The organism is Paenibacillus soyae (assembly GCF_024623455.1).
In the GTDB taxonomy this organism is placed as follows: Bacteria; Bacillota; Bacilli; order Paenibacillales; family Paenibacillaceae; genus Pristimantibacillus; species Pristimantibacillus soyae.
On sequence record NZ_JANIPJ010000001.1, the window covers coordinates 84,001 to 106,200 of the forward strand.

At 56.3% G+C, this 22,200-nt stretch carries 25 protein-coding genes; 18 read left to right on the top strand and 7 right to left on the bottom strand.

All coding sequences use genetic code 11. From position 1 onward, the window contains the following. The first annotated feature begins 13 nt into the window (after window positions 1-13). Both lipA and NQZ67_RS00425 read left to right on the top strand, forming a co-directional pair. Window positions 14-970 carry a lipoyl synthase gene (gene lipA / locus NQZ67_RS00420; protein ID WP_257441815.1) on the top strand — a complete coding sequence of 319 codons (957 nt, stop codon included), beginning with the start codon at window positions 14-16 and terminating at the stop codon, window positions 968-970. 30 nt (window positions 971-1,000) lie between these two features. Next, a complete protein-coding gene (locus NQZ67_RS00425) occupies window positions 1,001-1,765 on the top strand; it encodes a YutD family protein (protein WP_257441816.1) in 765 nt (254 codons plus the stop codon). A gap of 40 nt (window positions 1,766-1,805) precedes the next feature. On the opposite strand, the gene NQZ67_RS00430 is transcribed toward NQZ67_RS00425, so the two are convergent. After that, a complete protein-coding gene (locus NQZ67_RS00430; protein WP_257441817.1) occupies window positions 1,806-2,603 on the bottom strand; it encodes an NAD kinase in 798 nt (265 codons plus the stop codon). A gap of 89 nt (window positions 2,604-2,692) precedes the next feature. Next, window positions 2,693-3,787: a dipicolinic acid transporter SpoVV gene (gene spoVV, locus NQZ67_RS00435; protein ID WP_257441818.1), complete on the bottom strand. Its 1,095-nt coding sequence runs from the start codon at window positions 3,785-3,787 to the stop codon at window positions 2,693-2,695. A gap of 419 nt (window positions 3,788-4,206) precedes the next feature. Between spoVV and NQZ67_RS00440 the strand changes: the two genes are divergently transcribed. Together NQZ67_RS00440 and NQZ67_RS00445 are read left to right on the top strand one after the other, a co-directional pair. After that, complete coding sequence (locus tag NQZ67_RS00440; protein ID WP_257441819.1) at window positions 4,207-4,593, top strand: globin domain-containing protein; 387 nt, start codon at window positions 4,207-4,209, stop codon at window positions 4,591-4,593. Between the two features lie 14 nt (window positions 4,594-4,607). Then, window positions 4,608-5,306 carry a DUF2225 domain-containing protein gene (locus NQZ67_RS00445; RefSeq protein WP_257441820.1) on the top strand — a complete coding sequence of 233 codons (699 nt, stop codon included), beginning with the start codon at window positions 4,608-4,610 and terminating at the stop codon, window positions 5,304-5,306. Window positions 5,307-5,349: 43 nt separating this feature from the next. Here the strand turns inward: NQZ67_RS00445 and NQZ67_RS00450 are convergent, their stop codons facing one another. Together NQZ67_RS00450 and NQZ67_RS00455 are read right to left on the bottom strand one after the other, a co-directional pair. Then, window positions 5,350-5,592: a hypothetical protein gene (locus NQZ67_RS00450; protein ID WP_257442388.1), complete on the bottom strand. Its 243-nt coding sequence runs from the start codon at window positions 5,590-5,592 to the stop codon at window positions 5,350-5,352. Further along, entirely contained in the window at window positions 5,592-5,756 is a 165-nt protein-coding gene (locus tag NQZ67_RS00455; RefSeq protein WP_257441821.1) for a YycC family protein, read from the bottom strand. Before NQZ67_RS00455 ends, NQZ67_RS00450 begins: the two co-directional genes overlap by 1 nt. 150 nt (window positions 5,757-5,906) lie before the next feature. Between NQZ67_RS00455 and NQZ67_RS00460 the strand changes: the two genes are divergently transcribed. The 14 genes from NQZ67_RS00460 to NQZ67_RS00525 all read left to right on the top strand — a co-directional run bounded on the left by NQZ67_RS00460 (window position 5,907) and on the right by NQZ67_RS00525 (window position 20,225). Then, window positions 5,907-7,691, top strand: a complete 1,785-nt coding sequence (locus tag NQZ67_RS00460; protein WP_257441823.1) for a M3 family oligoendopeptidase — start codon at window positions 5,907-5,909, stop codon at window positions 7,689-7,691. A 142-nt stretch (window positions 7,692-7,833) separates the two neighbouring features. After that, window positions 7,834-8,517, top strand: a complete 684-nt coding sequence (locus NQZ67_RS00465; protein WP_371825249.1) for a helix-turn-helix transcriptional regulator — start codon at window positions 7,834-7,836, stop codon at window positions 8,515-8,517. Further along, window positions 8,514-9,320 (top strand): pyruvate, water dikinase regulatory protein, encoded by an 807-nt coding sequence (locus tag NQZ67_RS00470; RefSeq protein WP_257441824.1) that lies wholly within the window; start codon window positions 8,514-8,516, stop codon window positions 9,318-9,320. Before NQZ67_RS00465 ends, NQZ67_RS00470 begins: the two co-directional genes overlap by 4 nt. A gap of 36 nt (window positions 9,321-9,356) precedes the next feature. Then, a complete protein-coding gene (gene ndk, locus NQZ67_RS00475; RefSeq protein ID WP_257441825.1) occupies window positions 9,357-9,755 on the top strand; it encodes a nucleoside-diphosphate kinase in 399 nt (132 codons plus the stop codon). A 113-nt stretch (window positions 9,756-9,868) separates the two neighbouring features. Next, the gene (locus NQZ67_RS00480) at window positions 9,869-11,038 is read left to right on the top strand and encodes a P-loop NTPase family protein (protein WP_257441826.1); all 1,170 of its coding nucleotides are present in this window, start codon (window positions 9,869-9,871) and stop codon (window positions 11,036-11,038) included. Next, window positions 11,025-12,263, top strand: a complete 1,239-nt coding sequence (locus tag NQZ67_RS00485; protein ID WP_257441827.1) for a TadA family conjugal transfer-associated ATPase — start codon at window positions 11,025-11,027, stop codon at window positions 12,261-12,263. The genes NQZ67_RS00480 and NQZ67_RS00485 overlap by 14 nt, the downstream gene beginning before the upstream one ends. After that, entirely contained in the window at window positions 12,247-13,095 is an 849-nt protein-coding gene (locus NQZ67_RS00490; RefSeq protein WP_257441828.1) for a type II secretion system F family protein, read from the top strand. Before NQZ67_RS00485 ends, NQZ67_RS00490 begins: the two co-directional genes overlap by 17 nt. A gap of 32 nt (window positions 13,096-13,127) precedes the next feature. Beyond that, the gene (locus tag NQZ67_RS30535; protein WP_257441830.1) at window positions 13,128-14,006 is read left to right on the top strand and encodes a type II secretion system F family protein; all 879 of its coding nucleotides are present in this window, start codon (window positions 13,128-13,130) and stop codon (window positions 14,004-14,006) included. A gap of 30 nt (window positions 14,007-14,036) precedes the next feature. Continuing rightward, a complete protein-coding gene (locus NQZ67_RS00500) occupies window positions 14,037-14,222 on the top strand; it encodes a Flp1 family type IVb pilin (protein WP_257441831.1) in 186 nt (61 codons plus the stop codon). Continuing rightward, window positions 14,215-14,958: a TadE/TadG family type IV pilus assembly protein gene (locus NQZ67_RS00505; RefSeq protein ID WP_257441832.1), complete on the top strand. Its 744-nt coding sequence runs from the start codon at window positions 14,215-14,217 to the stop codon at window positions 14,956-14,958. Before NQZ67_RS00500 ends, NQZ67_RS00505 begins: the two co-directional genes overlap by 8 nt. Window positions 14,959-14,970: 12 nt before the next feature. After that, window positions 14,971-17,202, top strand: a complete 2,232-nt coding sequence (locus tag NQZ67_RS00510) for a TadE/TadG family type IV pilus assembly protein (protein WP_257441833.1) — start codon at window positions 14,971-14,973, stop codon at window positions 17,200-17,202. Then, a complete protein-coding gene (locus NQZ67_RS00515) occupies window positions 17,168-18,166 on the top strand; it encodes a TadE/TadG family type IV pilus assembly protein (RefSeq protein WP_257441834.1) in 999 nt (332 codons plus the stop codon). Before NQZ67_RS00510 ends, NQZ67_RS00515 begins: the two co-directional genes overlap by 35 nt. A 4-nt stretch (window positions 18,167-18,170) precedes the next feature. After that, window positions 18,171-18,677: an A24 family peptidase gene (locus NQZ67_RS00520; RefSeq protein WP_257441835.1), complete on the top strand. Its 507-nt coding sequence runs from the start codon at window positions 18,171-18,173 to the stop codon at window positions 18,675-18,677. 33 nt (window positions 18,678-18,710) lie between these two features. Further along, entirely contained in the window at window positions 18,711-20,225 is a 1,515-nt protein-coding gene (locus NQZ67_RS00525; protein WP_257441836.1) for a DUF6382 domain-containing protein, read from the top strand. Here NQZ67_RS00525 and NQZ67_RS00530 read toward each other — a convergent pair. The 3 genes from NQZ67_RS00530 to NQZ67_RS00540 all read right to left on the bottom strand — a co-directional run bounded on the left by NQZ67_RS00530 (window position 20,222) and on the right by NQZ67_RS00540 (window position 22,180). Beyond that, complete coding sequence (locus tag NQZ67_RS00530; protein ID WP_257441837.1) at window positions 20,222-21,130, bottom strand: TIGR01777 family oxidoreductase; 909 nt, start codon at window positions 21,128-21,130, stop codon at window positions 20,222-20,224. The two genes, NQZ67_RS00525 and NQZ67_RS00530, sit on opposite strands and share 4 nt — an antisense overlap. 18 nt (window positions 21,131-21,148) lie before the next feature. Further along, window positions 21,149-21,652 carry a LytA/YqiH family protein gene (locus NQZ67_RS00535; RefSeq protein ID WP_257441838.1) on the bottom strand — a complete coding sequence of 168 codons (504 nt, stop codon included), beginning with the start codon at window positions 21,650-21,652 and terminating at the stop codon, window positions 21,149-21,151. 90 nt (window positions 21,653-21,742) lie between these two features. Further along, a complete protein-coding gene (locus NQZ67_RS00540) occupies window positions 21,743-22,180 on the bottom strand; it encodes a DUF2621 domain-containing protein (protein ID WP_257441840.1) in 438 nt (145 codons plus the stop codon). Window positions 22,181-22,200 lie beyond the last annotated feature (20 nt).

The following is a 22,200-nucleotide window of genomic DNA, read 5'->3' on the forward strand; positions in this document are numbered from 1 at the left end:
CAGGGAATGTGGAATGAAACAACGCGAGAAGCTTCAAAAGCCGGACTGGCTTCGCATAAAATTAACAACTGACGGCAACTATGCCGAGATTAAAGAAATGATGCGCGGGAAGACGCTGCATACCGTCTGCGAGGAAGCGCGTTGTCCTAATATTTACGAATGCTGGTCGAATCGGACCGCCACATTCATGATCCTGGGCGACATCTGTACGCGCGCGTGCCGCTTCTGCGCGGTCAAGACAGGGATGCCGACGGAGCTGGACACGGCGGAGCCGGAGCGCGTGGCGGAAGCCGCGGAGCAAATGGGTCTGCAGCACTGCGTTGTAACGTCCGTTGCCCGCGATGATCTGAAAGACGGAGGCGCTTCGATCTTCGCGGCCACGATCCGGGCCATTCGCAAGCGGCTGCCATTCTGCCGCGTGGAAGTGCTCATTCCGGACTTCATGGGGAATTGGGATGCCCTGCAGGTCGTCATGGACGCGAATCCGGATATTCTGAACCATAATATCGAGACGGTTGAGCGTTTGTCCGACCGCGTCCGCGCGAAAGCGAAATACAAACGATCCCTGGAGCTGCTCCGCCGGGCCAAAGAGATGAAACCGAAAATTCCTACGAAATCCAGCATCATGCTTGGCGTTGGAGAAGAGTGGGATGAAATTCTGCAAGCGATGGATGACCTTCGCGCGGTAGACTGCAATATTCTGACGCTTGGCCAATACTTGCAACCTACGCCGAAGCATATGCGGATCGAACGTTACGTTCATCCGGACGAGTTCAAGGCGCTGAAAGAAGAAGGCAAGAAGCGCGGCTTCCGCCACGTGGAATCGGGACCGCTTGTTCGAAGCTCTTACCATGCGCACGAGCAGACGGATTCCGCGCATGCGGCGATGGCCGCGGAAGAGGTCGCGATTGCTCCAGATTACTATGGAACGGATTCGTCGGGCTCCTGCGCAAGCGCCGGCGCCAAATAACCAGCCGACGCGAGGAAATGAGGTGTATCCATGGCTTTGATTCATATTGGCGGCAAATCGTACGAGCTTATCCATGAGAATAGAAACGGCTGGAATCCCGAAGCCTTCCGCAACCGGTACAGCGAGGTACTGGAGCGATATGATTACATCATCGGCGATTGGGGCTACAACCAGCTGCGACTGAAGGGCTTCTTCCGCGATAATCATCAGAAAGCGACCAAAGACAGCGTGTATTCCGCCGCTTCGGACTATATTAACGAGTACTGCAATTTCGGATGCGCCTATTTCATTCTAGAGAAGAAGAGCGGCGGCCGCGCGGAAATGAATGAAGACGATCTGGATCTAGACGCGGAGTATGGGGATGACGCGGTTCGTCTGGAAGGCTATGATCTGCGGGCGGCGGTGGAATCCGCAGCCGTCGCATCCGCCGCGGAGACGGCTTCCGCATCCGAGGCGCCAAAAGCCGCTCCGAAGGAACATCGTCCGCTGCAGAATCGATACCGCCAGCATCAGAGAAGCGACAACAGGGGACGCTCCGGAGGCCGGAACGAAAACCAGGCTCAAGCCGGCCAGAGCTCGGGGCAAGGCCAGCAGCAGAATGCCGGTTCCGAGCAAGCGCAAGGGCAAGGACAGGGGCAAGGCGGAAGACGCCGGGAGCATCACTTCAAGAACAAACACCGCGGAGGCGGCGATCAGAAAGGCAAGAAGCCGATGAAGCCGTCCAGCAATGAATCGGCCGGCTCATCGGATCCGAATCGGCCGCATTCGAACAACAAAGACGCCGGACGCTCTTAAGAAGAGCGATCCGGCGTCTTTGCGTTGTTACCCGAACAAGTTAACGTACGTCGTAGCCGAGGAACGCCTCGCGGACGCGTTCCCAGAACGGGAACGGACGGTGACGGGCGAAGCTTACCTTACGGGACGCGACGCTGCAGCGAATCGAACGGATGTCTGTATACGTAATATTGAGGTGATCGATGCTGAGCTGGATCCGCTGCTCCTTCTTCGAAATAATATCGCAATGATGGTGCTTCGGCAGCAGCACGGAAGAGCCCAGCGTTCGGAACACGCGATTGTTAATAGATGCGATCTCCGCGATTTGCAGCGATTCGATGGAAGGATGTACGATTGCGCCCCCCAAGCTTTTGTTATAGGCCGTACTGCCCGAGGGAGTGGAAATGACGATGCCGTCTCCGCGGAACATCTCGAACAGCTCGTCGTTAATGTTAATCTGGGCGACCAATGTGCCGTCGACGCCCTTTAGCGTAAATTCGTTCAAAGCCAAGTAGTGCAGCGTCTCGGTGCTGGTCTCCACCTCGATCTGGGCAAGCGGATAACGGACCATGCGCGGCGTTTCTTCGGCCATGTGGCGGACCAATTCTTCCAGCTCGTCCGCGTTCCAATCCGCATAAAACCCGAGATGGCCGGTGTGGATCCCGACGAACGAGACATCGGAGATACAGTCGACATATTGGTGAAAGGCCTGCAGAAGCGTGCCGTCGCCGCCGATGGAGATGACCATGTCGGGACGGGATTCATGGCGGACAAATCCCCGTTCTGCGGCTAGGTCATGAAACTGCTGGGCAAGCGTTTTGGAGCGCTCGTCGCCCCTGTCGATTACGGCGTACTTCAATGTCAACATTCTCCTTCCGATCAATACGGTCATACCTCTGACTATATCGGAAAATGGCCTCGAATTCAATGAATGGCGGGATTTGGACATTACGGCGCCAGCCATCCCCAAAGCGCATAGACCAGAGCGACGGCGATCAAACCGTGCGCGAGCCTCGCCAGCAAGAACGGCTTGTAACGCAGGTCCGTCCGGCTCAGCAAGCTCGCGACTTGCGCGTGGACGGACAATCCTCCCCAGGAGAGCACCCAAGCCGCGATGGCTACCTGGTGCATGAGGCCCGTGCCTGCGGTGCCTGCGGCTCTTGCCCCAAGAGTAACCTCGAATATGCCGTAGATGGTCGCGTCGGCGAGAGGAGCAGGCAGGCCGATAAGAGTGAAGAGAAGACGAAGCGCCTCCGATAGAGCTTCCACAAGACCGGCATGCGTCAGCATCTCCATCACGACGGAGAAGAATACGACGAGTCCCCCTACGACGATCATAAGCCGCAGAGCGGATTGTACGGAGTCCTGAAGCAGCGTGCCGAGCCCGCGGCCGTCCAGCAGCCGCGCTTCATGCATCGCCTTAAGGGCAACCGATAGCCTGCTTCGGCGCACTCTGCCTTTCTCTTGCGCAGGATCCGGTTGATCATTGGTCTTTTGGGGTAATACATCTGTAGGGACTTCCTTGCCGCGGTCATGATAGCGCATCAGCAGCCCGATTACGAGTCCGCCGCCGTAATGAGCGGCGGCCAAGATTGGAGCGACGGCCGCATTCTGGAAGAAGCCTACGGATACCGCGCCAATAAGGAAGATGGGATCGGAGGTCGTCGTGAACGCGACCAGCCGCTCCCCTTCCGTTCGATTGATCAGTCTCTGGGCCCATAATTGTGCCGTTAGTCTGGCTCCGACGGGATAACCCGATATATAACCCATTGTAACGACGAACCCTCCAATGCCGGGAAGCCGGAACAGGGGGCGCATCAACGGATCGAGCAGCTTCCCGAAAAAATGCACGATGCCGAATCCAAGCAGCAGCTCGGAAATCACGAAAAAAGGAAACAAAGCAGGAAAAAGAACTTCCCACCAGATGGATAATCCCCGGAGCGAAGAATGCAGCGTCTCGGTGGGATATATAGCCATCAGAACGGCAATAATGAAAGCAACAAGTGCTGTAATTGACAATGGATGGACTATCGTTCGAAGCATCGGAGGCCTCCCTTGATATGGCGGTCTGCGGAATACGTGTACAGGCTCTATTCCTACTTATATGTCAGGGGAGGGACATCCATCACAGGATTCTCATAATGCTTGAAATATTTACAAAGAAAACGTTTCCAAAAAAGCTGGATTTCGCATTGGTTTATGGTACAATAGAATCATTCTTAAACGGTTGGAGTGATGAGTATGAGTATTATCGCCGGCATTTTGGTCTGCGCTTTTGTCTACGTCATCAAGGAGTCCATCTCGGCTCCGAACGAAGAGGAATACGAAGCTTAAACCCAGCGGATATTTGACCATCAACAACGCCCGTGTGCTGCGCATACGGGCTATTTTTTTTGTTCAAATAGACCCATTCATGATAAAGTTATGATATAATACTAAATACCTACACAATGGAGATGGAAATGATGATAAATAGGAATATAAGCCTTTATGGAGCGATGGGGGGAGCCGAAGCGATTAGGTCTATAGTCGAATCCTTCTACCCGAAGGTTCAGAAGCATCCGTTGTTAGGCCCATTGTTTCCCGCTGATATCGATCCCGTTATAGAGAAGCAATACCAGTTCCTTACTCAGTTTTTTGGCGGTCCCAGCCTATATTCCGATCAACATGGCCACCCTATGATGAGGGCGCGGCATCTGCCCTTCCCGATTACGCCCGAGCGGGCCGAAGCCTGGCTCGATTGCATGAGCAGGGCGCTTGAAGAGGTAGGTCTTGAGAAGGAGCTTCGCGAGATTGTATTGGACCGATTATCGGGACCCGCACACCATTTCATTAATACGACCGAATAGGAGACGTGAAGGTTATGGAACCGCTATACGAGTCGAAGATCGTATGCATATGCTGTGAAACGACATTTCAGACAACAAGAGTACGCCCGAGTTTCAAGAGAGCTTCATCTGTCGACTCCGACTTTTGCGGTCACTATAACAATGGCATCAATCCGGATTTCTACGTGGTTCGCGTATGCCCGGGTTGCGGTTTCGCGTCGACCGAGAACGGTCTTGAGAAATTGAACGACATGCAGAAGCAAAGCTATTTCGAGCGCATCGGGGTTAATTGGAAGGGACAGGACTATGGCGGCCCCAGAACGGCGAAGCAGGCGATGGTGACTTATAAGCTCGCGCTGCTCACGGCGCAGGCGACCGGAGCCTCTGACCGCGTCATTGCCGGCATTCTTCACCATATCGCATGGCTGTACCGTTATGAGAGCAATGAGACGGAGGAACAGCGTTTCTTGAAATATGCGTTGGACGCCTACATAAAGGTATTCGAGACGGAAGGCGTCTCGCTTAACAACGCAAAGCTCATGTTTCTCATCGGGGAGCTGCACCGCAGGATCGGGGAGAATAACGACGCTATCAAGTGGTTCTCGCGCGTCGTGAACGACAAGAAGATCATGGACGCGGCCATGATTCGGGCTTGCAGAGAGCAATGGCAGTTGATTCGCGAAGAGGCGGAAGAGAAGCGGCGCAGCCACTCCGCGGTAACGGAGGCGAGCTAACGCCTAAACGGAGCAAACGCCGGATGCCAAGCGGCACCGGCGTTTAACGTTTTCGTTTGGCGAGCGGGCTATCCGTCAGAAGGTAGTCTTGATCGGCATCGATGACCGTTACCCGGCCGTGGCAGCAGGGGAAGACCAGAAGTCTTTTTTTGCCGTCATGAATGTCCGGCAGCTCGGACGGCTTTAAGTTAAGCAGCACGTTCTCCGCGCTGCAGAACGGGCAGCTCGCGACATAGATGTCGCCCATGATGAGTTCATAAGGCCAGGCGTTCTCGAACGGGAGCATCATTCCGGTTTCTCCGAGGACGCTTCCGCTTCTTTTTTGGCAAGCTCAGCCAGCTTCTGAAGCAGAATGTGCTTCGGCATGTGCATCAGATGCTCGAGAGGGATATTCAGCTGCTCCGAAAGCTTGATGGCGGTTTCGGGCGATATTTGCAACGGTTTGGACATGGTGCAAGGCCTCCTATATGGATATAATAAAGTTATACACTGCCGAGTGGGAACTGCGCAAATGCTTTGCGGAGGCTGCTCGGTTTTTTTCATCTTTGTTTTCGGTATACATATCGGCATTTACATGAATGGAATGGAGGCGTATGACGAATGAGTCAATACCCGATGAAATGGAATTTGGATGCGATTTACCCGGGTGGAGCGGGCTCGGAACAATTTGCGGAAGAGCTTGCCGGAATGGAGTCGGGCATCGCGGAGCTTTACTCGTTGCTTGCTGGAGAAGAAGCTTCGTCTCTTATCAGCGTGAAGCGGATGACGGCGTTGTCGCAGCAGGTGCTCCTCAGCTTAAGGCAGTCGCAATCGTTCGTCGAATGTCTGATTGCGCAGAACGTTCGCGATCTGGAAGCGATCGGATTAAACAACCGGGTGCAAAATATATCGGCAAAATTTTTTGCGGCGATGACGCGGTTCGATCATATCCTGAGAGACATCGGGGACGATGCTTGGAGCGGCATGCTCCGAGACGAGCAGCTGGCGGAGATCTCCTTCAACTTAAATGAGAGAAGAGAGCACGCCAAGCTGAAGCTGGCTCCCGAGCTGGAGGCGCTCGCCGGAGATCTTGCGATCGACGGCTACCATGGCTGGGGAGAGCTCTACAATCTCATCGTGTCGGGCGCGAAGTTCCGGGCGCCGGGTGCGGACGGGGAGGAGAGGCTGCTATCAGCCGGTCAGATGGCAAACCGTCTCTCGGACAGCGACCGTTCGGTTCGGCAAGCTGCATTCGCGGAGTGGGAGCGCGTGTGGGGATCGGTGGCCGATCTCAGCGCGGACACGCTGAACCGGATTGCGGGCTTCCGTCTTAAGCTGTACGAGAACCGGGGCTGGAGCTCCGTACTGCAGGAGCCGCTCCAAATCAACCGCATGAGCGAAGCGACGCTGAATGCCATGTGGGACGCGATCGACGAAGGCAAGAAGGCGCTGCTGCCTTATTTGGAGCGTAAAGCCAAGCTATTAGGCATCGAAAAGCTGGATTGGCACGATGTCGACGCACCAATCGGATCCGCCACGAGAACCGTGAGCTACGATGAAGGAGCAAGGTTCATCGCGGAGCAATTCCGTGCATTCGACCCTGCGATGGCTGATTTCGCGGAAATGGCGTTCCGGGATGGCTGGATCGAAGCCGAAGACCGGGACGGCAAGCGACCGGGAGGCTTCTGCACGTCATTCCCGAAGAGAGGCCAAACCCGGATCTTTATGACGTATTCCGGTACGGCCAGCAATATCTCGACTCTGGCTCATGAGCTTGGGCATGCCTACCACCAGCACGTCATGAATGATCTTCCCGGATTGGCCCAAGAGTATGCGATGAACGTGGCGGAGACGGCATCGACCTTCGCGGAGATGATCGTGTCCGACAGGGCGATGAAGGCCGCGAAGGAGGAAGACGAGAAGCTCGGCTTGCTGGAAGACAAAATCCAGCGCTCGGTCGCGTTTTTCATGAACATTCACGCCCGGTTGCTGTTCGAGAAACGGTTCTACGAGCGCCGCAAGGAAGGGCTTGTGACGGTTAGCGAATTGAACGAGCTGATGGAAAGAGCGCAGCGCGAGGCGTTCAAGGACGCACTCGGGGAGGCGCACCCGCACTTCTGGGCTTCCAAAATGCATTTTTATTTGACGGATGTTCCATTCTATAACTTCCCTTATACCTTCGGTTATTTGTTCAGCGCGGGACTGTATGCGAGAGCGTTGGAGGAAGGCGCCTCATTCGCGCCGAAATACGTGGCCCTGCTGCGGGACACGGGCAGGCTTACGGTGGAGAAGCTGGCGGAGAAGCATCTAGGCGTCAACCTCGAGGAGCAATCGTTCTGGCGGGATGCCGTCTCGCTGACGGCGGAGGATGTGCGGCTGTTCTTGGAGATGACGGAAGAAAAATAGTAAGGCTCGTAGGCCTGAATGCGACAGAAGTCGCGTTCAGGCTTTTTTTATATATCGTTATGCGATAATTCAGCAATATATTGTACAATAATTACAATTATGATATGTTACTTAAGGAGATATCTTCCTATTAACTAGAATTGTGACTCATATAAGAAAAGAGGGGACAATCATACAGCTTTCATCCAGACAATTGGAGCTTATTGAGCTGGTGAAGAAACATGCCCCGGTGACGGGAGAACAGCTCGCGGAATATTTGGGCGTAAGCCGTCCGACATTGCGTTCGGATTTGTCGTTGCTGGTCATGCTGGGCATGCTGGATGCCAAACCGAAGGTCGGATATTTCCTCGGAAATACGTTCCGCGCGAGCCATGAGCCGCTGCAGCGCTTCAACAGCATGAAGGTGCGCGAAGTACAGGGGGTACCGGTCAATATCCCGGATTCGTTGTCCGTTCATGACGCGGTCATCACTTTGTTCATGGAGAATGCGGACACGCTGCTCGTCGTGAACGAGGATAAGCGTTTCGCCGGAATCGTGACGCCGAAGGATCTGCTGAAAATTACGTTAGGGAACGCGGGCGCGGCCTCTATCCCGGTCAGTATGGTGATGACGCGTTATCCTAATATCGTGACGCTTGCGCCGGACGAAACGGTGATGGATGCCATTCGGAAGATGTCGCAGCATCAAGTCGACTGTCTTCCGGTTCTTATGCCGTCCGCGGATTCATCGCAAAATCCCGTCGTCGCGGGATGGGTGTCGAAGTCGAACCTGATCGCCCTATTATCGGATATTGCGACAGCTCGGGAACTGGGGGAACCGGAATGACAACTCAACAAACGATATACGTCTGCTCGGACGCCGTAGGGGAAACGGCGGAGGCGGTAGCTAAGGCTACGCTTCGTCAATTTTCGTCCGAACAGGTGAGAATTAAACGTTACGGCCATCTCCGAACGGAAGACGAAATCGTCAAAATCGTCAAGGAAGCGGCCAAAACGGGCGGGTTCATCAGCTACACCTTGGTTCAGCCGGAGCTTCGCGAGCTGATGCGCGAGGAGTCGGTGAAGAGAGGCGTCCGTGCCGTCGATGTGATGGGCCCGATGATGCAGGCGTTCGTCGATACGTTCGGCAGCTTCCCGCGAAGGGAGCCGGGGCTTCTGCATTCAATCGACGAAGCGTACCATCGCAGGATCGAAGCGATCGAATTCGCGGTGAAATACGACGACGGAAAGGACGCGAGAGGGCTCGTCCAAGCGCAGGTTGTGTTAATCGGCGTATCCCGCACGTCCAAGACGCCGCTTAGCGTATTCTTGTCTCACAAAGGAATTAAGACGGCGAACCTGCCGCTCATGCCGGAGGTCAATCCGCCGGAGGAGCTGCTCAGGCAGGAGGCCGGCCGGCTGATCGTGGGGCTTACGATGCAGCCGGAGCATCTGCTTGAGATTCGGACCGAGAGGCTCAAGGCGCTGGGACTGCCCGCTTCCGCGCAGTATGCCAGCCAGGATAGAATTAGAGAGGAGCTGGATTACGCTTCCTCCGTTATGGCCGCCTTGAATTGTCCGGTCATCGATGTAACGAATCGCGCGATAGAAGAAACGGCAGGCATTATCATTGAATGGTTGAGTAAATAATTGGCAATACCATATAGAGATGGAGGGGTCACAACTATGGATAAAACGTTTGTTATGGTCAAACCAGATGGCGTAGAGCGTGGTCTAGTCGGTAAAATCGTCGCGAGATTTGAAGAAAAGGGCTTTAAAATCGTGGACGCCAAGCTGACAAAGCTGGACCGAAAGCTGGCGGAGGTGCATTACGAGCATTTGAACACGAAGCCTTTTTTCGGAGAGCTGGTTGATTTTATTACCTCGGGGCCGGTATTCGCGATGGTTCTCGAGGGCAAGGACGCCGTTCAAAATGCTCGTTCCCTCATTGGGGCAACCAATCCGACGGATGCATCGGCGGGTACCATCCGGGGCGACTATGCCACGGATGTAGCAAGCAATATCATCCACGGCTCCGATTCGGACGAAAACGCGGCGCGGGAAATTAGCTTGTATTTTCACTAAGAGTGGTTGACGAATGTCTCCGGGCTATGGTAAATTCTATAGCAAGTTCATACAAAACCACGGAAGCACCGTTAAGGCAGCAGCTTGCTGCGCCTTGGCGGTGCTTTTTTTGCGTGCGGACTTCGAGGGGAGGAGTCGTTCTGAAGCGATTTCAATTGGCGGTAGTGGCCAAGGAGAAGGAGTATACAAGAAGATTGGCGGATTACATCCGCGGCAGTGCATTTGGCGAGCGATGGCAGGTAGCGGCGTTTACGCATCCCGGCGCATGCAAGCAATACGCGAAGCAGGGATACGCCATCGACTTAATTGCAGCGGAATCGGAGCTTCTGAGGGAGCTTCGGCCGGAGCTGTCCGCCGTTCCGTCCGTGGCTCTCGTAAGCAAGCCCGGCGAAGGCGGCGGGGATGCCGAGCTGATGCAGTTTCAGGCGCTCCCCGTGCTTCTTAAAGGACTGGCGGAGCAGTTCGGCAGGCTGAGCGGACGGATGGGCGATTCGCCCCCGCGTTCGGAAGGAGCCGGGACGCGAATCGTGACGATTCATTCCGCAACCGGGGGCGTGGGGAAAACAACGCTGGCACTCCATTTGTCGAATGCGGCGGCAGCGAGAGGCCAGAAAACCTTTTATTTGAATATGGAGCGCTGGGACACGTCGGGACTCTGGCTTCATGCGCTTGAACCGGCTGGTGAGCTTGGCGACGGATTGTCGGAGCTCTTATACGAGCTGAAGACGGGGGAGCCTGATAGTACGAAGTGGATCGCGGGGAGAAGGAGATATCATCCTCTACTCAAGTGCGACTATATCGCAGGATTCCGCAACGCCGAAGACAGGCTGTCTCTGGAGGCGGATGACGCGATCGCAATCGTGGAAGCCATCGCAGGCGGCGGTCAATACGATCTTGTCATTGTCGATCTGGACGAGAACATGACTGAGCTGCACGCTGCTCTGCTGGCTTACGCGGACCGGAATTTATGGGTCGTAAACGACGAACCGTCATGCGCCGCGAAGCAGTCGTCTTTGCTGCGATTCGGCCAGCAGAAGTGGGGCGAACGCTTCTCGGCCATCATGGCTCGGTCGCTTATCGTCCGCAACCGCTCAGAGGGGAACAGGGAGAAAGCGCAGACAGCTTTCGGAGTCGCGCATGCGCCCGTGCCTCTCCCCGATGCTCCGGAATGGCGAAGGGGAGAGCATCATCCGCTCTTGTCCTCCTCCTCTTACCGCGCCGCGGTGGATCAGCTGTATACCTATGCTCTAGGAGAGAGGGAAGCTGCGCATGCCGTCGGATGAGCTGGTATACGAGCTGCGGGGCAGGATCCGTTCCGGCATCGACTTCGGAGGCTCGTTGTCGGATGAGGAGCTGATGGAGAAGACCGAACAGGTTGTATTCGAGTGGTGCGAATCCCATCCCATTACGGTGTCGGAGAAGGTGAAGCTCGTGAAGAGGCTGTTCCATTCCTTCCGGGGGCTCGACCTCCTGCAGCCGCTCATGGATGATCCGGACGTTAGCGAAATCATGATCAACAGCCACATGGAGCTGTTCGTCGAGCGGCACGGCGTAATGGCGAGAATGCCCGGTGCGTTCGAGAGCCGGGAGAGGCTGGAGGATCTCATTCAGTCGATCGTCTCGAGCGTCAACAGAGTGGTGAACGAATCGTCGCCAATCGTCGATGCCAGGCTGAAAGACGGCTCGCGCGTCCATGTCGTTCTTCCCCCCGTCGCCCTTAAGGGGCCATGCGTGACGATTCGTAAATTTCCGGGAGAGCCGATGACCATGGATCAGCTGATTAAGCTGGGAGCTTTGACGGAAGAGGCGGTTCACTTTCTAAGGGGCATAGTGGAGGCTAAATATAACATTTTTATTAGCGGCGGGACGGGCACGGGGAAAACGACATTCCTGAACGCGTTGTCCCAATTCATTCCATCGGATGAGCGGATCGTGACGATCGAGGATTCGGCCGAGCTCCGAATCAACTCGGTTCCTAACCTCGTGTCCATGGAGACGAGGAACGCGAACACGGAAGGGAAAGGCGAAATTACGATTCGCGATTTAATTCGGGCGTCCCTGAGGATGAGGCCGAACCGGATCATCGTCGGCGAGGTGCGCGGCGCGGAGGCGCTCGACATGCTGCAGGCGATGAATACCGGACATGACGGCTCGATATCGACCGGCCATGCCAACAGCTGCAGGGATATGATAAGCCGGCTCGAGACGATGGTGCTGAGCGGGGCCGAGCTGCCGCTTCCGGTAATTCGAGGGCAAATAGGCTCCGCCATCGATATTATGGTTCACTTGTCCCGATTCCGGGACCGTACCCGCAAGGTCTCCGAAATATCCGAGGTGCTGGGTGTAGAGAACGGTGAGGTGCAGCTCTCTCCGCTCTTCGTTTTCCGGGAGGAAGGGGGGCGGAGCGGCCGTATCGCGGGAGCTTTGGAGAGAACCGGCCATTCTTTGCGGAATACGGATAAGCTCCGTATGGCCGGCAAGGAGGTGCCGGATGGCAGGGCGGGGTAAGCCGACAGGCGGACGAGCTGCCTTATGGAGGAGAGCGGCGGTTTGGAGCGGGTGGGAAGGCATGCTTGCCCAACGGCCGTCCCGAAGCAGGCTCGTCCGGTATACGGAATATACGCTTAGCGGAAGGGAGCTCGCATTCGCTGCAGCCGCAGGCTCCGTCGTTATATACGCGGCATTTTATTTGATTTATCAGTCCGCTGCTATATCGCTAGCGGCAGCCGTTCTGGGGCTGCTTACCCCGAGGTGGAGACGGCAAGCCCTGCTTGAACGCCGTAGAAGCCGATTGAAGCTGCAGTTCAAGGAAGCCTTGTATTCCCTTACCTCCTCGCTTGCGGCGGGAAGGTCGCTGGAAAATTCGTTTCGGGGAGTTCTCGAGGATATGAAGCTGCTGTACTCGGACTCCGGCGCCGATATGCTGAAGGAGTTCCAGATCATTTGCCATCGCCTCGACAATTTCGACCCCCTGGAGCTGGCGCTTCGGGATCTGGACGAAAGGTCGCGGATTGACGAAATGACACAGTTCGTGGACGCGCTGACGACCTGCAAACGCTCGGGCGGCGATCTATTGGAAGTGATGAAGCGGACTTCGACGATTATCGGAGACAAGCTGACGGTTGAAGGGGAGATCAAGATTCTGCTTGCGCAGAAGCGGCTGGAGTCGCGAATTATGATGGCAGTCCCGTTTGTGTTTCTGGGTTTTCTGGGATTCGCGGCGCCGGACTATATGGCTCCGTTGTACAGCGGGCTGGGGTATGCGCTTCTCACCTTTTTGTTTGTTCTGCTGCTGGGATGCTTCTGGCTCATGGATCGCATCATGCGGATCGATATCTAGCCATTCTCAAAATGGGGAAAGGAGGAGCTTTCGTGATCAGCCTCCTCGTCGCGGCGGGATGGACGGCCGGATTTGTTTATCTCGTTGGCGTTTCGGCTCTATGGAAGCACGCGCGTTTGATAACGAGCAAGGGGAGTAAAGCCGGACACTTTGATTGGAAGGCGTTGTTGTTGGAGGCTCCTTTTCTGAAAGTGATCGAATATGCGGCCAGATGGGAGTCTCCGGGCTTGTTTCTAAATGGCTATCATACGAGGTTGATCATTCTGCGGGGCGACAGATGGACGATGGACCGAACGAAGCAAGAGGCCGCTGCCGGACTCGGAATGGGCTACTTGGCGATGGCCGGCTGCGCTTGGCTTTCCTGGGTAAGCGGAGAGCTCCCGCTGCTTGCCGCCGGGGGCTTGGCTTTCGCGGGCTTGGCTTTTCGCGGCTATTCGGATGCGGGGAAGCGAGTGAAGCAGCGGAAACAAGCGATTATCGCCGCAATGCCGGACCGGATGAGCAAGCTTATGCTGCTCGTCGGTGCAGGGGAGACGGTTCAGGGCGCGTTCATCCGTTGCCTGGAGGGGAAGGAAGGCTCGAATCACCCGCTGGATCGGGAGTGGCAGGCAGCCGTCGCGGCTATGAGGAACGGTCAGTCGTTCAGCGGGGCGATTGAGCAGTTCAACCGAAGCTGCGCGGTTCAAGAAGCTTCCATCTTCACGACTGTGATGCTTCTCAATTATAGGAAGGGGGGCGAGCAATTCGTTCTTTCCGTGAGGGAGCTGTCTTATTCCTTGTGGGAGAAACGCAAGGAAATCGCGCGAACCAAAGGAGAAGAGGCGTCGTCGAAGCTCGTTTTCCCTCTCGTAGGCATTATGTTTATTTTGATGATTTTGGTAGCGGCGCCGGCCGTTCTTATGATGTCGTGATTCTATTATTTGATAAGGAGCTGTGGATCGATGAAAAGTATGGTAAATCACTTCAAAAGCTTTTGGCGCAAGGAAGAAGGGATCGGAACGCTCGAGGTCATTCTTATCGTAGCGGTGGTCATTATTATCGCTTTGTTGTTCAAGGATTGGATTGTCGCGCTGGTGCAGGACGTGCTCGATAAGGCGGACAGCGACGCGAGGCAAATATTTGAGTAACGGCGGCCGCTTAGCGCGGGTGTGGGGCGCGGATGAGAGAGGCAGTTTTACGCTGGAGAGCGCCTTGGTATTCCCGGCGCTGTTGGCCATGGTGCTGGCGTTTCTGTTCGTCGGCATGTATCTCTACCAGAAAGCCGTCGTGTTCTATGCCGCGTCGGTCACGTCGGAACGGGCCGCTTTCAGCTGGGATAACAGCAATAGAGAGCCGGTGAGCGGCATGCTGACAGGCCCGCGCTACGATGATTTGTACCGGAGATTCGGATCGGATGGCGCGCTTGCCAGCTTGTTCGGAATGAATAAGACGGACGAGGGAAGCCGCATAGATTGGCCGGGCGAGACGACGGGTTCCGGCGGAGCAGTCGAGAACGCGAGCTCGCAGGAAACGGGCGGCGTATCCAGCGGGCCCAGGAGCAAGCTCATTTCGGCATCCGAATGGATGGCTTCGGCCCAGCTGCCTTATAACGGATCCGCGGCATACGCTATCAGCGGTCTGGAGACGTACATTGAAGTCAAGCTGCGCCATCCGCTCGAGGTTATGCCCTGGGAGACGAGCTGGATTAGGGGGGAGCCGGCGGCTGCTGGCAGGGGAATAATCGTAGAACCGGTAGAGTTCGTTCGAAGCGTTGCGCTTGTTCGCTATTACACGACGAAGTTCGCGAATTATCCGATGGGCAAGACGACGGCACGGAGCAGGGCGGGCGAGGTGCTGTCCTCTATCGGACAGCAGGCGCAATAAATGGGAGGGGGCGTGAGAACGATACGAATGGCGAAAATCCTAATCAAAGAAGACGGGGCGGTAACGGTTTTTGCGGTCGTTATTCTCTCCGCGCTGTTATTGTTTTTCTCCGTATTGATCGACTACGCCCGAATCGCGGCTTTCCAGCTGATGTCGGAGAATGCGGCTCGCGCGGGCGTGCGATCCGTATTGTCCGCGTACGACTCGTGGCTATTCGAAAGGTACGGCTTATTCGGCAGAGGAGGGACGGACGGGAGCGAGATCTTCTCGGAGGTCATGAAGGCGAGCGTCGGCAGTCGTCCATTCGGCTCGGACGAAGGTATGGAGCTGGTTGCGTCGACATTGGATTCGTCCAAGCTGCTTACGGCCTCTACGCTTGGGGAGCATGACGTCTTCGCCAGGCAAGTGCTCGAAGATATGAAATATAAGGCGCCAATCGACTTTACTTTGGAGCTGGTCGCCAAATTTACGCCTATGTCGCAAGCGCTCCGGGAAAGCTCGAATGCGATCCAAACCCTCGAGCAGCTGCGCAAGCTGTACGAGCGGAGGGAGGACCTGCTGGAGAAGGCGGTTCGGCTGCAGGAACAGGCGGTTCAGATTCTTATCGACAGCGAGGCTCTTGCGTTGGTTCCGGCAGGACGCGCCCTCAGCGGTAGCGGGAGCGGCACGTCCGCGGCCCTTGCAGAGGGATATGGGCAATATGCAGCGCAAGCCGAGCATGACGCTTCGGTTCCGGAGGGCGGGGAAGCGTTGTATGGCGAAGAGATTGCGGCCTATGAACGGGAGGTCGCGGATTTGACGAAGGAACTGCGGAGCGGCAGCAATAAGCTCGAGCTGAAGCATGCAGAGCTGTTAACGGAGGCTTCGCAGAAGGTGGAAGAGGCGGAACGGATTAATGGGCAGATGAAGCTCATTATTGCGCAAGCAGACACGGCTTCCGGAGCTGGTTACGGCAACGTCGCGAATGCCAAAGCGCCTGGCTCCGGCGATTACGCCATGCCGGACAGCACGGCCAAGGAGCTGGAAGAAATTCGGAAGAGCGGCGATAAGCTGCTGCGGACCGCCGAATGGTTCGCGGGCTACAAGGCCGAGCTGCTCGAGCAAGGTACCAACGGCACGGCGGTCACCAGCGAGATCGAGCAGCTGCTGGGCCGCTGGTCGGGAGCGATGTCGGCGCCGAATTCATTGGCCCAGGCATCGCTGCTTCTCTCCGTCGCGGAGATTGGCAAGGCGCTGCAGAAGTACGAGCAGCTCTACTCGCTGCCGGGCCAAGTGCTGAAGGATCGCAGGGACAGCGTGCTCGATGTCTCGTTCAAGTCCAAGCTCGCCGAGCAGAAGCGGCAGACCGCGTCGAAGTGGACCGAAGCGAACCGCATGCTCCAAGGCCTGGCAGGCGTCCCCGCGCGGCCCGATCATCAGGCGATATTCGATCAGGCACGCACCCGTTTCGAGCAAAACCTTCTGTTCAATCAACATGCGGCTTCCGCTTCCGAAGCGTATAAGTTAAACCATCCGGAGGATGCGAGCGCGGCGGCGGAGCAATCGGCGACCCGCATGGACGGAATGTTCGCCGGTATGTCCGACATGCTGCTTCAGGGGCGCGATGCTTATTATTTCGGAGAATACGCGGCGGGCCGGTATTCCTATTTCGAGCCGCAGCAGCTTCGCGGATTGCTCGCGAACGGAGATGTGGACGGCGTTTCGCAGACCGCTTCATTCCACAATCAAGAGCTGGAATACGTCCTTTACGGCTTCCACGATCCTATGGGCAATTTAATTGCCGCTTACGGCGAGCTGTTCTCCGTTCGCCTGGCGGTCCGGACAATGGAAGGCCTCATTGAAAGCCGGGCGCTGGGGCATCCGCTTCTCGTTTTATCTGCTGCCATTCTATACGGTCTCGAGAAAACGATGGAAGATATGCTTTCGTTTGCGGAGAAGGGATCGGCACCGCTTTCGAAGTACATCAAAGTTGAACTGACCTATCTCGATTATTTGCGCCTTTTCATTATGATGCATCGCGGAGACGAGGAGCAGAGGCTAGGGCGGATGATAGCCGTCATCGAACAAAATACCGGACTGCAGCTATCCTCCGTGCCGGTCGGCGTAACCGCGGAAGCAAAGGTTTCCATGAAGCTTTGGTTTTTGCCGGGGATCATGAGTATGCTGGGGCGGCTCGACTTGCTTCAGGGAAAGGTAATCGGCAGCCGCTATGAAACGACGCAAACCGTGGGATGGTCCTACTAAGCGATCGATTGCCGCTTTTACCTATGAGCGCAAAGGATCGATTTTGCTGGAAGCGGCTCTCGTTATGCCACTTCTATTATTTTTGCTTGCCGCGTTCTCGGTCATTATCTCGTTATGCATGGCGCAGATGGCGCTGCATGCGACGGCTTCCCAGAGCGCCCGTCAAATCGCCGCGCATATGTATCCCGTCGAGCTTGCGCAGCAGCAGCTGCAGGCTGCGGCAGGAGCGGCCGTCACGCCGAACCTGCCTGTCCCGCTGCCGGGATGGAGCGAGGTTGCGGCAGACGCGGCGGAATGGCTTCCCGATCCGGCCGGCGAGTTCGTCTCGTCCGCTCTTCGGGGGGATTGGCGGCCGCTGCAGAACCTGGCCGCCACCGAGCTGGGAAGAGGCGTCATCGAACCGTTCGTGCGGCAATACGCCAATGATTATGTGCTGAAGCCCGAGAGGATTCGCCTCTCGTATATCTCTTTGCCGGATCTGAAGGACAAAGAAGAGCCTTATATCGCCATAGCGCTGGAATACGAATATCCGTTTCGGATTCCGTTCCTCGGGAGGCCGATCGTGCTTCGAGAGCAGGCTTATGAGCGTGTCTGGGTAAGCGACGCCGCGCCGGCCGCCTACGGCTCAGAAGCGGAGAGCGGAGAGAATACGCTCCAGCTTCAGATCGTATCCATCTCGCCGAACCCGCTAAGACCCGGCCAGAAAGCGACCGTTGTCGTCAAGACGGAGCCCGGTGCCCGCGTCTCCCTTAGCGTCACATATAAGAGCGGTGCCAGCAAAGCGAAGCATCTGGGCGAAGCGGCTGCCGACGATCAGGGATATGTGCAATGGACCTGGCACGTGTCAGGCAATACGACGCCCGGCATATGGGAGCTGGAAGTGGAGGGGAGCGGACGCAAAGGCAGCGTGTCCAAACATTTTGTAGTCGAGAAAAAGCCGGATGTACGGTCTGGAGAGGAATGAGAAAATGGTTGTTGCATCGGCCGCGTTCGTACTTCTGCTGATTGCGTTCATATCGGATTTAATCAGGCAGACGATACCGAACTGGCTTACGGGGAGCGCGTTTGTAACGGGATTACTATACCAAGGGCTTCTCGCCGGAACAGAAGGGGAAGGCTGGCTTTGGTCGATCGGCGGGGCGGCGGCAGGCTTCCTGCCGCTGCTCATTCTTTATGCGCTGGGCGGGATCGGAGCAGGCGACGTGAAGCTGTTCGGCGGACTAGGCGCTTGGCTCGGGGCCGCGGCGGTTATGCAGCTTATGCTCTACGCCATTCTTTACGCCGGCGCTATCGGAGTTGTGATGCTGCTGTTCCATCGCGGGATTGTCCGGAATATGATCGAAGGGCTGCGTTCCGTCATGATCCTGAGAGGAGCTCTCTTGAATAGCCGGTGGTTCAGCTGGGCCCGATCCGGCAAGAGCTTCCCTTTTATGCTGGCCGTCGCGCCTGCGGCGTTTACCTTATGGATGGCCTAGCCATCAATGAACCGAAAGGAGAGTGGGAGACACATGCAGCAGTTTCGCATCGATTTTGCGATGAACCGCGGTCACGAGATGATGATCGACAAAGAGAGCGGGATGGATAGAAGCGAACTGGACGAGCTGGAGCTGCAAGTTTTAAGCGCCCAGCAAGTTCCTTACTTGCTGCCGATGGATTGGTACGAGGTGGACGGCAAAGTGACGTTCCGTTATTCGCTGTCCGGGACGAAGATGCTGGTTCATCGTCTGCAGCAAGAACCTCTGTCGATGGAGCAGTATTATGGCTTGCTGCTGACCGTGACGGACGCGATTCTGGAATGCAAGGATTATATGCTGAGACCGGAGGGCTGCCTCTTGAACGAGCAGCTCTTGTTTATGGGAGAGCGGTTAACCGACATTCGAATCGCTTATATGCCGCTGAAGCATCCCGGAGCGAATGCTTTGTCTTCCGCCGAAAGCCTGCTGGCGCTTGCCGTCCGGTGGACGACTTACATCGAGACCATCGATGGCGCAGGCCTGAAGCGGATTGTTCAGCTTCTGAACCAAAGCCGTTCCCCGCTTTCGGATTTAAGAGATACGCTCTTGGAGCTGATTGCGGGCGGTTTGCCTCCGGCCGTTGACGTCGACGTTGACGAGACTTACGGGAGAACGGCAAATAAAGAAGAAGGACAATCCGAATCCGTCTATCACCCGCCGATCGAACAGCCCAAGAAGATGTCTGCCGAAGAGACGCTCAGGCATCGGAACGCGGAGCTCGAGCTTGATGAGGATGAGCCGGAGTTCGGGAACGAAGGAACTCGGCGTCGCACATGGGCGGCGATCGCCGCCGCGGTCATTGCCGCGGCGTGCGCGTGGCGGTTCTTGTACGCCGCTTCCCCGTCCAAAGAAAATCTTCTGATCTGCTCGGCCGTGACCCTTGTAATAGCCGCGGGACTGTTGCTCTACATGCGCAAATCCGCGTCGTTACTTATGGAGAGAAGGGAGATGGCGGCGCACGACGATACGCTGGAGCCTTATTCGGAGCCGCTTCCAGCCGCGCAAAAAAAGTGGAGGGCGGCCTACGGCCGTGACGAGGCCATCATTCCTCATGGCACAACTACCTCGATGGGCAGTTACTCGGTGTCGCCGCCGCGAGCGGAGCAGGCGAATAGTCCGGCTCAGACGGCCGTGCTTGAAGCAAGGGAAACTAGGGAAGCAAAAAGCGAAGAGGAGACTGCCTTGTTAAGCGATAAGCGTCGTTCGATTCGGCTCTGCAGAAAGTGGAATGGACAGGAAGAGGAGATTGCTCTGGATGGGGAGGTTTTCAAAATCGGCCGCTCCGGAGACGGAGTAAGCTATACGGAAAACGCCGAAGGGATTTCCAGGCTGCATCTGGAAATCGAGCGGATCGGCGCCGAGCATCATGCCAAGGATCTTGGCTCGAGGAACGGCAGCTTGCTTAATGGCAAATTAATGGTCCCTTATAAAACCTACAAGCTGGAATCCGGAGATCGCATTCAGCTTGCCGGCGATAAGGGACCGTTGTACGAGCTTCAAACGGGTTAAGACGTCGGTCGAGCGAGCTGCCGCAAAGCGTCCTCGAGCGTCGGATAACGAAAGTTATAGCCGTGCTCAAGCGCCCGCTTCGGCATGGCCCGCTGCCCGTCGAGCAGCAAGGTAGACATCTCGCTGAAGAGCAATCGCATCAGCGAGGCCGGGACGGGGAACCAATGCGGCTTCCCGAACGCGCGACCGACCGCTCTTCCGAATTGGTCGTTGCTGACGGGCTCCGGCGCGGATGCGTTAACAGGCCCGCGAATTTCGCTGTTCTCCAAGCAGAATAGGATGAGGCCGACCATGTCGGCAATATGTATCCACGACAGCCCTTGCCTGCCGGATCCGACCCTTCCTCCGCCGAACAGACGGTAAGGCAGCAGCATAAGCGGGAACGCGCCGCCCCTACGGTCCAGCACGAGTCCAATCCGAAGCTTGACCAGCCGGTCGGCGGGGATGGCGTCCGCGGCCTTCTCCCATGCCCGCACGACCTCCGAGAGGTAATCGGTTACGTTCACCTTGCTGTCTTCGTCGAATAGCTCGGTTTCGGATATCCCGTAAGCGGAGATGCCGGACGCGTTAACGACGACGGAAGGTTTGACCCGCAGGGAGCGAACCAACTGTCCGATTTGTTCGGCCGCCCATAGCCTGGAATGAAGGATCCGCTGTTTGGCTGCGGGCGTCCATCGTTGGTTGATGCTTTCTCCGGCCAGGTTGACGATGCCGTCGATACCTTCGAGGAGCTGCGGCTCATGCGCAAGCTGCTGCCACGTCACGGTCTTCACGAGGTGATGGCGACCAGGCTTACTCGCGGCGCTACCCCGAGTTATAATCCATACCTCGTCGCCTCTTGCGACGAGGGCGTCGGTCAGCGCCTTCCCGATAAACCCCGTTCCGCCGGCAACAGCTATCCGCATGGCTTCATCTCTCCCTTATTATTTTACCGCTTCAATCTTCGTGAGCCAAAGCTGCTTGACCGCTTCTTCTCCTTCGATTGCTTTCTCGGTATATTCGAATTTCACTTCGGCGTCCGCCGGCAAAGTCTCGATGACGGCAGTCAGATCTTCCGGTATTTGATAAGCGGCGGCAACGCCGTCCGTCACGATTTCGATCGAATGGGAGTCGATCTGGCCCGTATACACACCCTCCGCGCCGATCGGCTGGCTTTCGGTTTGTTCCGCGCCGTCGTTGTCGGATTCTTCATTCGGCTCGGCTGCGCTATTATTCGTTTCGTCGTTCGTTGGCGCTTCGGGATCGATCACGCCGGTTTCTTCCGGCAACTGATTGCCGGCTTCGTTAGTCGGCGACGCGCTTCCTTGTTGCTCGTTGCCGCTCGGCTGATCGGCACCCGCGCCGCAAGCGGTCGCGGTCAACATAATGGCTAGGAGCAGGGCTCCGGCGGCTGCGGCTTTGTTGTTTTTCCTCGTTAGTTTCTTCATAGTTGATCCACCTCCTGTAAAGTTAAACGAATACCCTAGCTACTAGGTTGCAAAAAAAAGTTAGACAGAGCTGCCGGCGGGCAGCTCTGTCTATTTGTTCAGCAGATGCTGATAGGGGGCGTAATCGATTCCTTTCTTATCAAGGAAGCTCACAAGGCTGCGATAATCGCGTTTGGGCGTCGCCCGAATGTATCCTTCGATGCAGTGCTCCCTCGTGACGGAAGTCGCGCCATGCTCGATGGCAACCTGCCCGATCTTGGCGGCTATGGAATGTTTGGCGATATCCCGGAACGCGGTCGGCACCGGCGATACGAGCTCGTCCAGAAACTGCTTGGCTTCGTCGCCCCACATGCTGCGGCTGCGCTCCACCCAGTAGTTCTGCCAGTCGAGCTTAGACTTGCCATCGCGCATGGGAAGCACCTTCAGAAACTTTCTGAACATGAAGAAGCCGCCTATCGACATGGCAACGACCATGACTACGGCCCAGAAAACGATGAAATACATGAACCAATTCGGCGCTGCGTTCATAACTGTCTGTCACCTCAATA

Coding starts and splice junctions, on each gene's coding strand:
- NQZ67_RS00485 (WP_257441827.1), top strand. CDS start 11,025: ATGCCGTCGGATGAGCTGGTATACGAGCTGCGGGGCAGGATCCGTTCC.
- NQZ67_RS00540 (WP_257441840.1), bottom strand. CDS start 22,180: ATGAACGCAGCGCCGAATTGGTTCATGTATTTCATCGTTTTCTGGGCC.
- NQZ67_RS00470 (WP_257441824.1), top strand. CDS start 8,514: ATGACAACTCAACAAACGATATACGTCTGCTCGGACGCCGTAGGGGAA.
- NQZ67_RS00490 (WP_257441828.1), top strand. CDS start 12,247: ATGGCAGGGCGGGGTAAGCCGACAGGCGGACGAGCTGCCTTATGGAGG.
- NQZ67_RS00450 (WP_257442388.1), bottom strand. CDS start 5,592: ATGCTCCCGTTCGAGAACGCCTGGCCTTATGAACTCATCATGGGCGAC.
- NQZ67_RS00535 (WP_257441838.1), bottom strand. CDS start 21,652: ATGAAGAAACTAACGAGGAAAAACAACAAAGCCGCAGCCGCCGGAGCC.
- NQZ67_RS00500 (WP_257441831.1), top strand. CDS start 14,037: ATGAAAAGTATGGTAAATCACTTCAAAAGCTTTTGGCGCAAGGAAGAA.
- NQZ67_RS00515 (WP_257441834.1), top strand. CDS start 17,168: ATGAAACGACGCAAACCGTGGGATGGTCCTACTAAGCGATCGATTGCC.
- NQZ67_RS00445 (WP_257441820.1), top strand. CDS start 4,608: ATGGAACCGCTATACGAGTCGAAGATCGTATGCATATGCTGTGAAACG.
- NQZ67_RS00425 (WP_257441816.1), top strand. CDS start 1,001: ATGGCTTTGATTCATATTGGCGGCAAATCGTACGAGCTTATCCATGAG.
- NQZ67_RS00525 (WP_257441836.1), top strand. CDS start 18,711: ATGCAGCAGTTTCGCATCGATTTTGCGATGAACCGCGGTCACGAGATG.
- NQZ67_RS00440 (WP_257441819.1), top strand. CDS start 4,207: ATGATGATAAATAGGAATATAAGCCTTTATGGAGCGATGGGGGGAGCC.
- NQZ67_RS00520 (WP_257441835.1), top strand. CDS start 18,171: ATGGTTGTTGCATCGGCCGCGTTCGTACTTCTGCTGATTGCGTTCATA.
- NQZ67_RS00460 (WP_257441823.1), top strand. CDS start 5,907: ATGAGTCAATACCCGATGAAATGGAATTTGGATGCGATTTACCCGGGT.
- spoVV (WP_257441818.1), bottom strand. CDS start 3,787: ATGCTTCGAACGATAGTCCATCCATTGTCAATTACAGCACTTGTTGCT.
- ndk (WP_257441825.1), top strand. CDS start 9,357: ATGGATAAAACGTTTGTTATGGTCAAACCAGATGGCGTAGAGCGTGGT.
- NQZ67_RS00530 (WP_257441837.1), bottom strand. CDS start 21,130: ATGCGGATAGCTGTTGCCGGCGGAACGGGGTTTATCGGGAAGGCGCTG.
- NQZ67_RS00455 (WP_257441821.1), bottom strand. CDS start 5,756: ATGTCCAAACCGTTGCAAATATCGCCCGAAACCGCCATCAAGCTTTCG.
- lipA (WP_257441815.1), top strand. CDS start 14: ATGAAACAACGCGAGAAGCTTCAAAAGCCGGACTGGCTTCGCATAAAA.